Origin of the sequence: Clostridium lamae (assembly GCF_033043255.1) — a bacterium.
Lineage (GTDB): Bacteria > Bacillota > Clostridia > Clostridiales > Clostridiaceae > Clostridium > Clostridium lamae.
Map to the genome: position 1 here is coordinate 187734 of NZ_JASCQJ010000003.1, position 15826 is coordinate 203559.

A 15826-nucleotide genomic window follows, 5' to 3' on the forward strand; every position below is an offset into this window, starting at 1 on the left:
AGCTCCCTAAATTATTTGTTAAAATATCTATTTATTTAATTCTTCCTTAACTCTCTCTCCCATTTGCTTTAATCCTGCATCTATATCTATGCTACCTGTCATTATAAGATCGTGCTCTTCATTTAAAATAATTTCTACTAAAGATGTTTTATCATTTACTGGCATTTCTAAATATGTTTTTACTGTATTTAATGCTTCTTTACTATTTTCATCAGATGGGAATCCTTCCATTGAAACAATTATATCCACGATACTATCTGTTTTAATTGATGGCATAGTTCCATTTTCAGCTATGATTTTTGATCCTTCTTCACTACTAAAGAACTTTACAAAATCCCATGCTGCATCTTTCTTCTCTGATTTAGAATTTATAGCTAATGATGTCAAAGTTCCAACGGTTGTACCAGGTTCTACTCCATCTGCATGAGGATATTTAACTATTCCCCAATTCATATCTGCTGTTCCTTTTTTATTACTCTCTATTACAGTGCCAATATACCATGATCCCATTGGCATCATTGCAACCTGTTCATTTTCAAATACTCCTGAATAATGGATACTTCCAGTTTTTAATGAGCCATAATCCATAACAACCTTATCATTTTGCATTCCTAATACCATTTCATAATAAGGTTTTAAGAATGAATAATCTTCTTGTATAATTGAATTTTTACCATCTAATACTGCTGGTAATTGTACGGTTGATCTCCAAGTATGATAATGAGTTCCATAAACAGCATCTGCACCTGTTCCAGAAGTCATTTTTCTTGCAAGCTCTTCGTATTCTGTCCATGTTAGATCATTTGTTGGATATGGAACACTAGCTGCATCAAAAAGATCTTTATTATAATATAAAACCCAAAAATCACTTCTAAATGGAAGTGCATATAATTCATCATCTACAGTCATTTGCTCAGCAGTTCCTGAATAAGCATTTAAATCAACTTTATCCTTATCTATATACTGAGTAAGTGGTTCTAATTGTCCCTTATTTACCATTGATGTATATCCAGGCGTATCTTTTACAGTTATTATATCAATATCATCAGACCCTCCTGATAACATAACTGATAGCTTGTCTTGATATTCTGCAGAAGAAATATCAAGCAACTCAATATCAACGTTTTCATTTATTGCTTCATAAGCATCTACTACTGGTTGTAAATAAGCTGTTTTATCTTTATCCCAAACTGCCATTTTCAAAGTAACTTTTTCACCTGATTCAGCACCTTGCGCAGGAGTCTCTGCCTTAGATCCACAGCCTATAAAAATGCTAGTCACTACTGCTAACGTTAAAAGAACAGAAATTATTTTCTTAGTTTTCATAATTCATTCCCCTCACTTATTCTTTAATACGATTTTCACCCTAATTATATAAAACTAGATTTTCCTTATAAATGGATATTTTTTTTATTTCATTCACTTTTTTGTTAACCTTTTCATAGATTTCAAAAATTATCTTTTTACATTTTATTTTTAGAAATTTCATGTAATATTTTTTTATTTTATCTATTTTTTTATTTTATCTATTTTTTTATTTTAATTTAATAAAATAAGCATCAACTACTTTCTTATAAAATAGGTGATGCTTTTTACTATGACATAATTTTTATATAGTCCTTAGGTGAATATCCTGTTATTTTTTTAAATACCTTGCTAAAATAAAACGCACTTTCAAAACCTAATTTATCTGATATTTCATATACCTTATAATTTCCCTTAGCCAATAATTCTTTTGCTTTATTTATCTTCATTAAGTTGACATACTCAGAGAAGCCCATATTACAGTCTTTCTTAAATACTAAGCTTAAATAGCTTGGACTTATGTTATGAATATTAGCTGTTTCATTTAGATAAATTCTCTCTTCTAAATTATCATTAATATATTTTTTTACTTGAGTTACTATATGATGTTTATAATTCTGTTTTCTATAATCTATATACTCACATAATCTATCTCTTAATAATGATAACCACTGAATTACTTCATCAACATTTCTAGTTTTATATATGCTCCTATACCCTTCTACTTCGTTAGAAAACATATCATTTATACAGTTAACCCCATCTGGTAATAAATTCAATGATATATACAATATATTGCATGCACAATCTATTGATTTTAAATATTCATTTCTTGAATTTTTAAGTAATTTGATTATGTTATCAAATATATCATGTAACTTTTTAGAGTCATATTCCTCTAAAGATCTTCTTAGTCCTTCATTGAAAGAAGATATATTAAACCTATTTTCATTTTCTACCTCTTCTATCTTTGAATAAATTTCTATATACTTATCTTTCTTAATTAGGTTATACGCATCTCTTGCCTCTCTAAAAGAATTTGATATAAATTGTAGCTTATCATAAGTATCTCCAATACCAATTCTTATATTGACATTGAAATAATTCTTTATTGCATCTGAAATATTCTCAAATGCTCTTTTAACTGAGTTTTTTATATTTATACTTTCATCTTTATCAAAATAACAAATAACAGCAAAATGATTTACATCAAGAAATATATTAAAGCATTTTAAATATTTAATTGAAATCTGTTTTACCATATTAAACGTACACATATAAATATTTAATAGCTTATAATTCTCTATATCTTCTTTTGAGTTTGAATTTATATCACAAAAGCAGGTTATGAATGTTTTATTTTCTAAATTTAAACCTAGTTGTGATGCTTCTTCATATATATTGCTATCATCTTCAAATAAATTATATAAAAGCCTTATAAAAAATCTATCCTTTAAACTGCTTATTACCTGCTGTTCATTCTTAACTATAACCTTTTCATTATCCTGTGCCCTCTTTTCTATCTTCTTTAAAGAATTTTCTATGGATAATTGAAGTAATTGTGGAGTTAATTCAAGTTTTACTAGATAATCATCAACGTTATATTGTATAGCCTTCTTTGCTATTTTAAAATCCTCATAACTTGTTAATATTATAAAAATAGGTATTACCTTATAATTTTCTTTACAATATTTTATTAATTCGATTCCTCCCATTATAGGCATTTTTACATCTGTAATTATAATATCTGGAAAGTCTTCTTCTATTATATCTATTGCTTGTTTTCCATTGGATGCCATACCGATAACCTCTATATTAAAACTACTCCAATCAATCATAGATTTAACACCAACTTGAACTAATGGTTCATCGTCTACTATTAATAATTTATACATATACTCTCACCTCCCATAGTCATGATTTATCTGGTAATTTAACATATGGAATAGTTAATATTATACTTGTATATTCATTTATTACACTTTTTATACTAATTCCATACTCATGTCCAAAAGTAAGCTTTATTCTATCGCTAACGTTCTTTATTCCTATATTATTAAAAGATTTCTTATCTGATTTTAAGTTCCCATTAAGGATTTCCTTTATCCTATCTTTTGAAATCCCTACTCCATCATCTTTTATTTCGATCTTTATTGTATCGTCATCTATAAAATAACAAGATATCTTAATTTCACCTTCCCTTCCTTTAGGTTCAATACCATGAAAAATAGAATTTTCTACTAGTGGTTGCAGGGTAAATTTTATTATACTGCTATTATAGATCCTATTATCCTCTACATTATATATAATATTTAAAGCTCCTCCATATCTATATTTTTGAATAGTAATATACTCATTTAACAAACTTATTTCTTTTTCTATAGATATTATTTGGTCAGTCCCCTTAGATATATTTTTTAGAAGTCTTGCTAAAGCTGTTGTCATTTCTGGAATTCCTGTTGAATTTTGAATAGTTGCCATCCATTTGATTGAATTTAAAGTATTGTATAAAAAATGTGGATTTATTTGACTTTGTAATACCTTAAACTCTAAATCTTTCTTTTGTTTTTCATACTCAACCTTATATTCTATTAAATCTGTTATCTTCTTTGATAGGATATTTATACCTCGTCCTATTGTTCCAATTTCATCTTCTTTTTCTATAGAATGATCAATTGAAAAATCACCTATGGATATATGTGCTATCTTATTATTTATTTTTCTGACTGGTTTATTAATCATTTCGTTAAACAAATAAGTTAGTATTGCAGCTAATGAAAATAACAATACTACAATTAATATTGAAAGTGGGATAAATAATGACTTATCTATTGAAAAATTACTAGTAGATAGAGCATGTCCTATAGACCAATCTTGTAAATCTGACTTATACCAAATATAGTTAGCTTCCCTCCCTAAACTATTCTCGCTTTTATATGTAACTATATTATTATATTCTTTAACATCAGTTTTTTTAGTATTATCTATATTTACAAGAGTTAATTTTCCTTCTAAATATTTATAGGTATTTTTACCAATAGAAATAAAGACTTCATCAAATTTATTTAAATTATAGCTATCTAAATAATCTGTGATTATATCAGTATTAAGAGAAATATATACCCATCCTATTTTCCCATTGCTATATAAACTATATATTGGTCTAATGATAGGGATAATATTATCGCTATTTATATCTTTTTTAAATGGATTTTCTTTAATGCCTATCCATTTAAAGCCATGATATTCAATCAATTCATCAAAATACGGAACTTCTCTGCTTATTTGGCCATCTTTTAGGCTTCCTGTAGTTGATTCTGACCCAATCTGTAATAATGCTCCATCCTCATTACTAATTATTAATCTGTCTACATACCTACTTGATCTAGAATTATTTAACTCCTCTTTGACTCTATAATAAGTATTCAAACTTATAGAGCTATTCATATTATTTGGTGCATTAGAAACATAAGATGCTACTAAATTATTGATACCACACCACTTTGCTAGTTGCATAACCTCATCAATACTATTTTCTATATTCTTACTTACAATTTCTAAATTTGAAGTTGTTGTACTTGTAATTTTTTCGTTTAAAATATGCTTAAAAGTATATAAGCATCCATATAATATGAAAAATGTTATTATTGCTGTAGAAGTTATAATAATTAAGGTTACTCTAAACTTAATTGTCTTATATGATATATTTTTCATTTCACCATCTACCCTCAAAATTTGTAATAATTTTCAAGTTAACATATCTACATTTTATCATTATTTTTAAACAAAAGAAAATATAACTTTAAAAAAGCAATATACCAATTTACTTAGTATATTGCTTTCTTTAATAAAACATATGCTATGAATTTTAATTAATATAACAGTACTTTCCCTATTCTTTCTTCTTTATTACTTCTATTGAATACTACAACTTGTCCAAATCCTATGCATCCATCTGCATTAAAACTATCTGTAGGTGAAGCATAATCTTGATGTGCAACCACCACTGTATATTTCTTATTATCTTTTTGAATATTTATAGCTTCAATAAGTTTGTCTTCAAAAATTATTCCTTTAAAATTGGATTTAACGTCTAACTTTTCTACCTCTATTTTTTTATACTTCTCCTTAGAATTGGTTGAAATTACAGTTATAACAGACGAAAATCCATCCGCTACATGTTCTGTTATCAATGTTTCTTTATTTTCATATTGATTATAATGCTTTGAATATCTTGTTTCTTTTACATTGAAATTCATATCCTTTGCTATGAAACATACATCTGTATAATTCTTTTCTGTAATATGATTAATGAAATTATTTGATTTCTTGAAAATCTTACCAGTATTGTTAAAATGGAAATATTGATTATATTTATGTCTTGAACCAGAATAGAATTCATCAACAATTACATATATATCAGGTTTAATATATATAATTCTGCGATTTATATATACTCCACCACCTTTAATATCATAATAACCTAGATGGCCTCCTTCAACATAATCATAATCTTTACTCTTTACCATCTTTTGATTTATTGCTCTTGTAAGCTTACTGCATTCCCAAGGGTCTACACAAACTATAAAATCCTCTCCATCAACTGTTATAGTATTATGAGCACTAGGGTCCTTAAACTCATATCTCTCTGGTTTATCTACGTAGGTATATCTACCTGAATCAACTAATATATCTTCACCATTTGCAAACAAATCTATATGAAGCTTATCGGAATGTCCATGCCCTGCTCCTAAAGTACCACAATGAAAATGGAAGAAGTTTTCATCTTCACTCCAATCTGAATGAAGATAATAATTACCACTTTCTTTTAACTCAATAGCAGTTTCTTTTGGTTTGCTTTTAGCTATATCAATATACTCCCTTGCAGCTTCAACACCTAAATCCCATATACAATCGAAGTCAAATTTATCATATCCACCAAATTTTAAGACTCCATCTTTATATAAATATGCCGCTTTAGTAACTATATCTCTAACATCTATATCATCACTATCTCCCATCATAATCTCATTATGATCTGGTTTCTTATGATAAAAGGTTCCATATGCCATCTTATATAACTTTCTTTTTATAACTTCTGGTAACTCAATATTATTTCTATCACATAATATCTTTATATCTAAATAACAATGAGCTACTTCATTATGATACATAGGTGATTGTTCCCAATGAACACCATCTTCATAAACTTGAACCTCTATTTCTTCTGCAAGTCTTCGTAAAGATTCATTCCTATATTCAATAGTTCTTTCTGATTCTGGAAGCATAACTCCAGCTATAAAGAGTCCATGATTTTGAAGTACTCCCCAATTACTTACTAGTCTAAAAGTATCATACATTCCCATTAAAAATTCTGCATGTTCTTTTACTGATACTTCAAATATTTCATAAACTTCTTCAGTTAGATAAGGGCTATTCTTAAAATATCTAATTGCCTTTAGCCAATACTCTAATCTTAATCCTGCTTCTATAGTTCTCCATGCAAGAGCATTCTTTTCATCATCAAACTTTACATTTTTAATCCAATGGGTTATTTGCTCAACAAATGCTTTTGCATACTTTTCATTCTTAGTCATTACATAAGCTTGACCAAGGCATATCCAAAATCTATGTCTATTAAATTGATATATCCATTCTGGATCATCACCAGGTATATGAAGCCAATTAATTTCATTATCAAATTCTTCTGCAACTGTTGTTCTCTCCATATCCCATCTTAAATTAAATATGAATTTCTTATTAACCACATCATCTGCTACAGGCAGAATGTTATTAAATTCATCCATACAACTTTCACTTACATACTCACATATACCTTCTATATCATCCATAAAAAACTTCTTATTTTGATTAAAAAAATCCCTTTTACCCATAATTAATATCTCCTACAAATTCTCTTTTTCTTCTCTACCAGAATAATAATTCATTACCATTTAATATAGATATCCCCTCAACAAAGTAATAATCGCCATATATTAATGGAACATCTAAATTATTTTGCTCTGGGAAATGTCCTGTGCCATGCATAATTAATCCCTCTTCATTTAAGTTATCCTTACTAGAACATTCTATATATAAAGTTTCTAGTATATCTTCCCCTGCCTTCTTATAAATATATCCTTCAAATTCTCCTACATATTTAGATAATTGTAACAATCCACAAGCTGCAATTGCTCCTGCTGATGAATCTAGATATCTATATCTTCTATCTCCGTCTTCAGGAACTCTGAAATCCCATACTGGACACTTATTTCCTTGTATATTAGATATAAAATAATGTGCAGTTTTCTTTGCTGCATTTAATGTTTTTATATCTTTAGTATATTTATATGAAAGTGTTAACCCATATACTGCCCAGGCACACCCTCTAGCCCATGAACTATTAGGTGCAAATCCTTGTCCTCCAAGCTTTTCTACGACCTCACCAGTTTCTGAATCAAAAACTACTACATGTTGAACTGAACCATCTTCTCTTATAAAATTCTCTAAAACCATATTAACGTGTTTTTCCGCAACATGTTTAAATCTTGGATCACCAGTTTCTTCTGATGCCCAATATAACAAAGGTAAATTCATTAAACAATCTATTATTGCAACTCCACTATTATCTTCTTTACCTATCCACCTATTCCATGCTCTAATATAATTACCCTCTGGATTAAATCTTGCTGCTAACAAATTAGCTGCTAGCAATGCACGCCTTCTTGAACTTTTATCTCCAGTTAATTTATAATTAGCTAAACTAGTTAAAGTCCACATAAACCCCATATCGTGATCTATACACTCTGTATCTGTAAGTAAGTGATCCATCTTTTCTTCACATTTTTCAGCTGTTACTCTTAATTCAGCATCTTCATTATGTGAATACACCTTCCATAATAACCCTGGCCAGAACCCTGCTGTCCACCATTGTTCATTTTCTAATTTATATTTACCATTATGTGATGCATGAGGGAAGTTAATACCTATTTTTCTATTATTAATCTTAGTTTTTTCTATGATAAAATCTAATGCATCAGCCTTCCAGTTACTATTCATCTTTATTTTCCTCCATTTTATAAATTCTAAATACTTCTTCTAAATTCTCCATATCTTTTATTGAAATTAAGCTAGTTCTATAAATACTTTCAGTTTTGTTATGGTGGTTCACAACTTCTTTTTCTTCTAAGTTATATTTAAAAATATTTTCATTATATTCTAGTACTAATTTATGATTATTTATTACCCATATTATTTTCCCTTCATTTATCAGTTTTGAAGGCATTCTGCTGATAAATCCTTCATTTATGGATATACCATCATTAGCTTTAATTTTATCCTCCACAAATATAGTATTATTTTTATATATTGCTTTTCTTGTAAATAAATTTATTAATTCATTAGAATATGCATCTGTTAAATCTAACTCTAATTCGATTACTTCTTCACTTAAATTTTTAGTTAATACTTTACATTTTTCAGTTCCAATACATTGTTCCATTCCATTTATTAATGGTATTGAATGCCAATATGATCTTGGATGAACATAAGAATATCTTTCTTCTCCAAAGTATCCCTTCGTATATAAACCTGCTCCTAAATCTGTTAAAACTATATTGTCATTAATAGCTACTACAAAACTTCCTAAATCATTATGATTATGTGGTTCATCGTTATTTCCACCTTTTATTGCAAAAAACATTCTATTATCTCTAATTATCATCCATTGAGCATCTTGTAAAAACTCGTTGGAATCAGTAAGCTCTTTATTTAATATGTCTTCGCCTGTCCACCATAAATTTCTACTTAAGTGTGCCCATCTAAAGCAATGATCAAAATCAAAATCACTTATCTTACTAACCAATGGTAATTTTATATTATAAGTCTTATACAAATATGATAATAGCCCAGTTGGAACTGCAGTATTGACTGGAACATCTGAAAAAGGTAGGAATACGTTTTCAGATATTTGTATAGTATTTGGAAAGTTTCCTATTGCTTTTAGCGTCTTATAATATCTATTATCAAATTCTCCTTTTAAGGATTTATAATAGTTATAATATCCAAAGCCATAAATCCAATATCCTATTCCTTCTAATGATGCTCCATCATCTCCAAATCCTAACAGATAATATTCTAATGCTTTCTCTACTTTGCTAATAATTAATTTCTGTTTTTCTCCCCCTTCCATTAATAATCCTATAATACCAATACATCCAGAGCATACTGCATTCCAATTGTGAGTTTGTCTCTCCCATTTCCATGTTTTATTAAGAAACGGCTCAATTATTCTATTATTTATTTGTTTCTTTATATGACTTTTAAGAATTTTATCTATTTTATCTTCGTGAATTATTAATAACTCACTTAATGTTTGTGCAGTTTCTGCAGCAAATAAATCTATTATCTTGTCTGAATCTCCTATAAACCCACCTTCATCATAGCTTAAATGTGCTGCTAAACTCCAACTAAATTCATTTGATATTGACCATAGTAATTCATTAAAATGAGTAATAGATTTTTCTATTTTGGATTCATTTTTCAAATCTTCAAATTGTAAATATAAGCCTAAAGCAACAAGTTGCTTACGCCTGCTAAAGTAAATATCCTCAAAATCTTTTCTAATACCAAGATTATAAAAGGCTTTGTATGACTTATATGATATCTGTGGTATTTCGTTTCCTAATATTTCATCTACATACTTTTCTATTTGCTCAATTAATGGTTTTGTTACTTCATTTTTAGGAACTTTTTTATGAAAATACTTATACTCCATATATAATTCTCCTTATTTATCCCTAATGTATTACCCTTATTATAAATACAATAATTCAATACTTTAATGTACTTTTTTATTATTTGATACACATATTTATAAAACTTGTTCTAGTCCTTTGTATTCTATAAAATCCTGCTGTATTATGATTTTATAGAACAGAAATTTTATTAAACATATTAATAATCTTAATTGGGGGTATATCATGGGTACTTTTTTTAGCTTAGACAATATGCTTTTTAGATTTATGGGACGACTTTCAGACTTGATAATTCTAAATTTTTTATGGATAATTTTTAGCCTTCCTATTTTTACTATAGGAGCATCAACTAAAGCTCTTTATTCAGTTCTATTTGATTTAGCTGATAATTGCGAAGGACATATAACTAAGGATTTTTTTAATAATTTCAAAAAGGAATTTAGAAAATCAACCTTGCTTTGGTCAATTGTTTTTGCCTTTACTTTAATACTATCTGTAAATATGGTATTTTGGCCAAGATTTCAATTTGCATTAGGTTATATAGCTACAATAGCAACTATTTTTTTACTTATTATCTTTCTAATTGTTTCACCATATATTTTCCCTATTATAAGTAAATATAATTTAAATATTAAAGAGATTTTAAAACTCTCTTTTATACTATCTATGAAATATCTGCATTATAGTATAATTATCATTCTATCTGGTATTTTACTAATAAGTATAAATATTATCTTCCCACTTTCTATTTTATTCACAATTTTTATAGGAATTTCTCTATATTGCTTCTTATCATGCTATATATTTAATATAGTTTTTAAGAAATATTCTTTATGAAAAAAGAGGATCAAAATGATCCTCTTTTTTTGAATGTGCTTATTTTAGAATTATTTTAAATATATTTTATTTCCCATAAACTTCAATTTGACTTAAAGCTGGAAAAGGTGATGGGTCATCAGCTTTTATTAAATCACTAAATGTTAACCAACTTATCTTTTTAAATGGGAACGTTATAATATGAGCCTTATCACTTTTTTCTAAATCCCATGTTAGCTCAGAATTATCTGAAAATCTGAAGGTAACTTTTACCCACCAATTATCATGAGGAAAATCTGATCTTGTGTATAATACAATCTTATCTGTAACTACTTCTCTACCAAAATCTATCTTAAGACAAGCATCATCCCTCATACCTATTCCCCATGATTCATATGGCCATTTTCCATGATCATGATTTTCACAATTACCATTTATAGCATTCCTAGCTGCAAAAACAGCTTCGCCTCTAGTTTCTACATTAGCAGAAGCATGTGGATATACTCCATCAAGTCCTTGTTGATCCATTTTATTTAATGCTAAATTTCTATAACATTCTGTTTCTTCTTTTCTAGCAACTCTTACTGATAGTAGATGCTTTTCTCCATAAAATACCTTCGGTGAATAACTTACTTTCTTTTCTCCAAAAGGAATTTCATATGTTATAAGGTTTTGTGTTACATATATTAAAGATTCTCCCATTGCATCATCAATCTCAGCTACAAGATAAATATCTTTATTAGATGTTTCAATTTGAATCTTATCACCTTCATTGTATTCTTCTAGAAATACAAGTCTAACCTCATTAAAGTCTCTAACTTCTGATTTAATATTTCCCTCTTTATCTAATATTCTTAATGCTAATTCAATCATAATATCTCCTAGTAAATATATTAATTTAAAAGGTTTTTAATATATTCTTTTATTTCTTCATCTTTACAATTTTCAAAGAAATATTCTTTAAATTTGGCTCCACTAACAGCACCTTTTAATAAATCCTGATCTATCTTCTTTAATATTGTTAACATATCTGTATGGGTAACTTTTTTAACTTCATCTAATATTTTTTTATTTCTTTGCTCTGGAATAACTCTTTCCTTTGGATATCCTTGACCACTTTCTCCTTGGAATAATTTTTCAAAGATATATTCAAGATTTAATTCTGCTCCCCAACCAAATCCCTTAGCAAAAGGAAGTGCTATTGCATTACCATCATTTATTTGTGCAAACATATATGCATCTGATGGATCTACTACATGACCACATAATACTCCTGGGAAAGAGTTACAAGCAAGCATAGCTCCTTCTCCTGTTCCACATCCTGTAATCACATAATCTGCTGCTCCAGAATTTAATAATATAGCTGCTAAAATTCCATTTTGAACATATGTTAATTGCGCTTCATCTTCAGTACTATACATTCCATAATTAAAAACTTCATGCCCTTTAGGCTCTACTACTTTCTTTAAACTTTCATATATCATTGAATTTTTTGCTGCTTGACTATTTTCATTTATTAAAGCTATTTTCATAATAAACACTCCTTCTATAAAAATACAATCATAAACATTGCCTTGTATTTAAAGTAACTTTTTATTCTGGTTGTTTTCCTATATATGCTAATATACCACCATCTACATATAATATATGTCCATTTACAAAATCAGAAGCATCTGATGCTAAGAATACAGCTGGACCACTAAGATCTTCTGTTGTTCCCCAACGAGCTGCTGGAGTCTTAGATATTATAAAATTATTAAAAGGATGTCCTTCTGTTCTAAGTGGTGCTGTTTGAGGTGTTTCTATATATCCAGGTCCAATACCATTACATTGAATATTGAATCCACCATATTCAGATGCAATATTTTTTGTTAACATCTTAAGTCCACCTTTAGCAGCTGCATAAGCTGAAACTGTTTCTCTACCAAGTTCACTCATCATGGAGCATATGTTTATTATTTTTCCATGTCCCTTTTTAATCATTCCTGGTATTACTGCTTTAGATACTATAAATGGTGCATTTAAATCTACATCTATTACTTTACGGAAATCTTCTGCTTTCATTTCAAGCATCGGAACTCTTCTTATAATTCCAGCATTATTAACAAGTATATCGATTATTCCAACTTCTTCTTCTATCTTTTTAACTAATTCAATTACACCTTGTTCATCTGTAACATCACATACATATCCATGTGCTTTTATTCCACATTCTGCATATGCTGCAATTCCTTTATCCACTAAGTCTTGGTTAATATCATTAAATACTACAGTTGCTCCTGCTTCCCCGTATGACTTTGCAATTGAAAATCCTATTCCATAAGACGCTCCTGTTACTAAAGCTATCTTTCCTTCTAATGAAAAACTCTTCATAATATCCATAATAAAATCCTCCTAAAATTTAATTTTATATTTAATAATTATCTTTATCTTAAATCACTCATTTTTACGGCATCCATATCATCGAAATCTTGATTTTCACCAACCATTCCCCATATAAATGTATAAGCTCTAGTTCCTACACCAGAATGTATTGACCAACTAGGTGATATAATAGCCTCTTCATTTCTCATAACAACATGTCTTGTTTCTGTTGGTTCACCCATATAATGCATTACTAAATTATCATCCTTTATATCAAAATATAGATAAACTTCCATTCTTCTATCATGTGTATGACATGGCATCGTATTCCAAACACTTCCTGGTTTTAATTGAGTCATTCCCATAACTAATTGACAACTTTCAACTTGTCCTGGAAGAATATATTTTCTTATTACTCGATGGTTAGCTTCTTCTAATGATCCAAGCTCTACAGTTACGCAATCTTCTGGTTTGATATGAACTGTAGGGTACTCTTTATGTGCTGGAGCACTATTTAAATAAAACTTTGCTGGATTATTTTCATCTTCACTAGCAAATTCAATTTCCTTAGTCCCCATTCCTATATATATTCCATCTTTATGATCTAATATATACCCCTGCCCATCTAGAGTAATAGTTCCTTTTCCACCTATATTTATTACTCCAAGCTCCCTTCTTTCTAGAAAGTACTTGGCTCTAAGCTCTTTACCTGCTTCTAATTTAAGAGGTTTAACTGGTACTGCTGCACCTATAATTATTCTATCAATGTGGCTATACACTAATTTTATTTCATTTAATGAAAATAATTTTTGGATTAAAAAATTATCTCTTAACTCACTTGTCGTATAGTTCTTCACATCTTTTGGTGATGCTGCTGTTCTTAATTCCATATCAAAATCTCCTCCCATCTCTTTTTATTTAAGTTTAACATTTTAAATTTTCTATTTCTTGTGATTTCGTGTCATAAATGTTGCAAATATTGAACATAGGATTTATAATTAATAAAAAGTATATTGGAGGCACTTTATGAAAGAATTTAATTCATGTGAAGCTGCAATAAAAAATGCTATAGACAATAAATACTTTTCTATAGCACACTTATACAAAGAAGAAAAATCTATGACTATGCATATACATGACTCATATGAGATTTATTACTCAATAACTGGTGGAAAACAATTTCTTATAGATAATAAAGTCTATGATATTAACCCTGGTGACTTATTTGTAATTAATCAATTTGAAACTCATTATATATCTAAACTGGATAAAATTGCTCATGAGAGAATAGTACTTTCAATAGATCCTGAATTCTTATTATCAACCTCAAGTAAAATTACTGATTTAAATTATTGTTTTTCTAATCGTTATAAAGATTTTAGCCATAAAGTTTCCCTTAATAAAGAACAACAAGGACGGTTCATTTATTTTATTAATAAAATTCTAGCTTCTGATGGATTTGGAAATGATATAATCGAATATGCTACTTTTTTAGAATTAATGACTTTTATTAATAAAATCTATATAAGCAATGAATGTCCTATACTTGAAGAACATTCATATAAATATAATCAGCAAGTAGATGAAATAATAGAATATATAAATGCCAATATTACTGAACCAATTACTATTGAACTGCTGGCTAATAATTTTTATTTAAGTTCGTCCTATATTTGTAGAATATTTAAAGCTGCAACTGGTACAACAATAAACAAATATATTTCTGCAAGAAGAATTGCAATTGCGAAATCAATGCTTGCCAGTGGAGAAAACGTTAACGAAGTATGCGAGAAATGTGGTTTTAACGATTATAGTAATTTTCTTAAAACCTTTAAAAAAGCCGTTGGATTTTCACCTAAAAAATATTCAACATTTAGTACAAGCTAATATTAAAAGAGATATATCAAAAATAATTTCTGATATATCTCCCTTTTTGATAAACTACTGATATTATACTTGTCCTCATTTTTCCTTTTCTATAATCAACAATTCACGATTATAGGTGGTTTCGTTAGTTGCCCATCGCCCACCTTTTTCCGCCCACAGACGCCACTTTACTTTTCCACATTACTCTTCGTTTACTGTAAAAATCTTATTATAAACTACATTTAAAACATCTTCTTTATTATCTATTTCGTCTATACCCATTACTTCTATTACTTTATTTGATGAAAGCATAATATAGTTATTTTTCTTTTCATTTGTATAAACCTTAACTTTATTAGGTAAATTAGTTTCTATTTCAGTATATGAAATCCCCTGATTTTCAAACCAATCCATCATCCTATTAAAATTCCAATTCACCATCCACTTATGATCACTTTCAAATAACTCATAGGAAAGCTTCTTATTCTTACCATAGGCACTATAAAATAATTTATGCGCTAAAAAACTATTATTTTCATCTACCAATATATCATCTTCAGTATAAACATCATCATTAAAATCTTTTAGACTTAATAAATATTCTCTATTTTTTATTTCATTACTTTTATTCTTAAATATATTTGAAACTATAAAATTATTTACTAAAATAATAACTGCAATAGTAATAACCAAGTAACTAGATATAGTTAGTTTCTTTT

Annotated in this window: 13 protein-coding genes; 2 read left to right on the top strand and 11 right to left on the bottom strand. The window is 28.2% G+C overall.

The genetic code is table 11. From position 1 onward, the window contains the following. Positions 1-27: 27 nt before the first annotated feature. The 6 genes from QK892_RS03020 to QK892_RS03045 form a co-directional block, all read right to left on the bottom strand. Positions 28-1326, bottom strand: coding sequence for an ABC transporter substrate-binding protein (locus QK892_RS03020; RefSeq protein ID WP_317272044.1), 1299 nt, complete (start codon positions 1324-1326; stop codon positions 28-30). Positions 1327-1595: 269 nt separating this feature from the next. Beyond that, positions 1596-3200, bottom strand: coding sequence for a response regulator (locus QK892_RS03025; protein ID WP_317272045.1), 1605 nt, complete (start codon positions 3198-3200; stop codon positions 1596-1598). Positions 3201-3219: 19 nt separating this feature from the next. After that, the gene (locus QK892_RS03030; protein ID WP_317272046.1) at positions 3220-5019 is read right to left on the bottom strand and encodes a sensor histidine kinase; all 1800 of its coding nucleotides are present in this window, start codon (positions 5017-5019) and stop codon (positions 3220-3222) included. A 158-nt stretch (positions 5020-5177) separates the two neighbouring features. After that, on the bottom strand, positions 5178-7199 hold the full coding sequence (locus tag QK892_RS03035; RefSeq protein WP_317272047.1) for an alginate lyase family protein: 2022 nt from the start codon (positions 7197-7199) through the stop codon (positions 5178-5180). A gap of 34 nt (positions 7200-7233) precedes the next feature. After that, positions 7234-8364: a glycoside hydrolase family 88 protein gene (locus QK892_RS03040; RefSeq protein ID WP_317272048.1), complete on the bottom strand. Its 1131-nt coding sequence runs from the start codon at positions 8362-8364 to the stop codon at positions 7234-7236. Beyond that, positions 8357-10081 (bottom strand): heparinase II/III domain-containing protein, encoded by a 1725-nt coding sequence (locus QK892_RS03045; RefSeq protein ID WP_317272049.1) that lies wholly within the window; start codon positions 10079-10081, stop codon positions 8357-8359. The genes QK892_RS03040 and QK892_RS03045 overlap by 8 nt, the downstream gene beginning before the upstream one ends. A gap of 205 nt (positions 10082-10286) precedes the next feature. Between QK892_RS03045 and QK892_RS03050 the strand changes: the two genes are divergently transcribed. Beyond that, positions 10287-10898: a YesL family protein gene (locus tag QK892_RS03050; RefSeq protein ID WP_317272050.1), complete on the top strand. Its 612-nt coding sequence runs from the start codon at positions 10287-10289 to the stop codon at positions 10896-10898. A gap of 66 nt (positions 10899-10964) precedes the next feature. Here QK892_RS03050 and QK892_RS03055 read toward each other — a convergent pair whose 3' ends face one another. The 4 genes from QK892_RS03055 to kduI all read right to left on the bottom strand — a co-directional run bounded on the left by QK892_RS03055 (position 10965) and on the right by kduI (position 14131). Next, the gene (locus QK892_RS03055) at positions 10965-11750 is read right to left on the bottom strand and encodes a carbohydrate-binding protein (RefSeq protein ID WP_317272051.1); all 786 of its coding nucleotides are present in this window, start codon (positions 11748-11750) and stop codon (positions 10965-10967) included. Positions 11751-11770: 20 nt separating this feature from the next. After that, positions 11771-12409, bottom strand: a complete 639-nt coding sequence (locus QK892_RS03060) for an RpiB/LacA/LacB family sugar-phosphate isomerase (RefSeq protein WP_317272052.1) — start codon at positions 12407-12409, stop codon at positions 11771-11773. A 61-nt stretch (positions 12410-12470) separates the two neighbouring features. Beyond that, complete coding sequence (locus QK892_RS03065; RefSeq protein ID WP_317272053.1) at positions 12471-13259, bottom strand: gluconate 5-dehydrogenase; 789 nt, start codon at positions 13257-13259, stop codon at positions 12471-12473. A gap of 44 nt (positions 13260-13303) precedes the next feature. Then, positions 13304-14131, bottom strand: coding sequence for a 5-dehydro-4-deoxy-D-glucuronate isomerase (kduI, locus tag QK892_RS03070; RefSeq protein ID WP_317272054.1), 828 nt, complete (start codon positions 14129-14131; stop codon positions 13304-13306). 136 nt (positions 14132-14267) lie between these two features. Between kduI and QK892_RS03075 the strand changes: the two genes are divergently transcribed. Then, positions 14268-15128 (top strand): AraC family transcriptional regulator, encoded by an 861-nt coding sequence (locus QK892_RS03075; protein WP_317272055.1) that lies wholly within the window; start codon positions 14268-14270, stop codon positions 15126-15128. A 180-nt stretch (positions 15129-15308) separates the two neighbouring features. Here the strand turns inward: QK892_RS03075 and QK892_RS03085 are convergent. Next, the coding region (locus QK892_RS03085) for a hypothetical protein (protein WP_317272056.1) at positions 15309-15826 on the bottom strand (518 nt) is incomplete at its 5' end.

Bases quoted from the DNA above. Each gene is read 5' to 3' on its own strand.
- QK892_RS03020 (WP_317272044.1), bottom strand. From the start codon at position 1,326: ATGAAAACTAAGAAAATAATTTCTGTTCTTTTAACGTTAGCAGTAGTG.
- QK892_RS03025 (WP_317272045.1), bottom strand. From the start codon at position 3,200: ATGTATAAATTATTAATAGTAGACGATGAACCATTAGTTCAAGTTGGT.
- QK892_RS03030 (WP_317272046.1), bottom strand. From the start codon at position 5,019: ATGAAAAATATATCATATAAGACAATTAAGTTTAGAGTAACCTTAATT.
- QK892_RS03035 (WP_317272047.1), bottom strand. From the start codon at position 7,199: ATGGGTAAAAGGGATTTTTTTAATCAAAATAAGAAGTTTTTTATGGAT.
- QK892_RS03040 (WP_317272048.1), bottom strand. From the start codon at position 8,364: ATGAATAGTAACTGGAAGGCTGATGCATTAGATTTTATCATAGAAAAA.
- QK892_RS03045 (WP_317272049.1), bottom strand. From the start codon at position 10,081: ATGGAGTATAAGTATTTTCATAAAAAAGTTCCTAAAAATGAAGTAACA.
- QK892_RS03050 (WP_317272050.1), top strand. From the start codon at position 10,287: ATGGGTACTTTTTTTAGCTTAGACAATATGCTTTTTAGATTTATGGGA.
- QK892_RS03055 (WP_317272051.1), bottom strand. From the start codon at position 11,750: ATGATTGAATTAGCATTAAGAATATTAGATAAAGAGGGAAATATTAAA.
- QK892_RS03060 (WP_317272052.1), bottom strand. From the start codon at position 12,409: ATGAAAATAGCTTTAATAAATGAAAATAGTCAAGCAGCAAAAAATTCA.
- QK892_RS03065 (WP_317272053.1), bottom strand. From the start codon at position 13,259: ATGGATATTATGAAGAGTTTTTCATTAGAAGGAAAGATAGCTTTAGTA.
- kduI (WP_317272054.1), bottom strand. From the start codon at position 14,131: ATGGAATTAAGAACAGCAGCATCACCAAAAGATGTGAAGAACTATACG.
- QK892_RS03075 (WP_317272055.1), top strand. From the start codon at position 14,268: ATGAAAGAATTTAATTCATGTGAAGCTGCAATAAAAAATGCTATAGAC.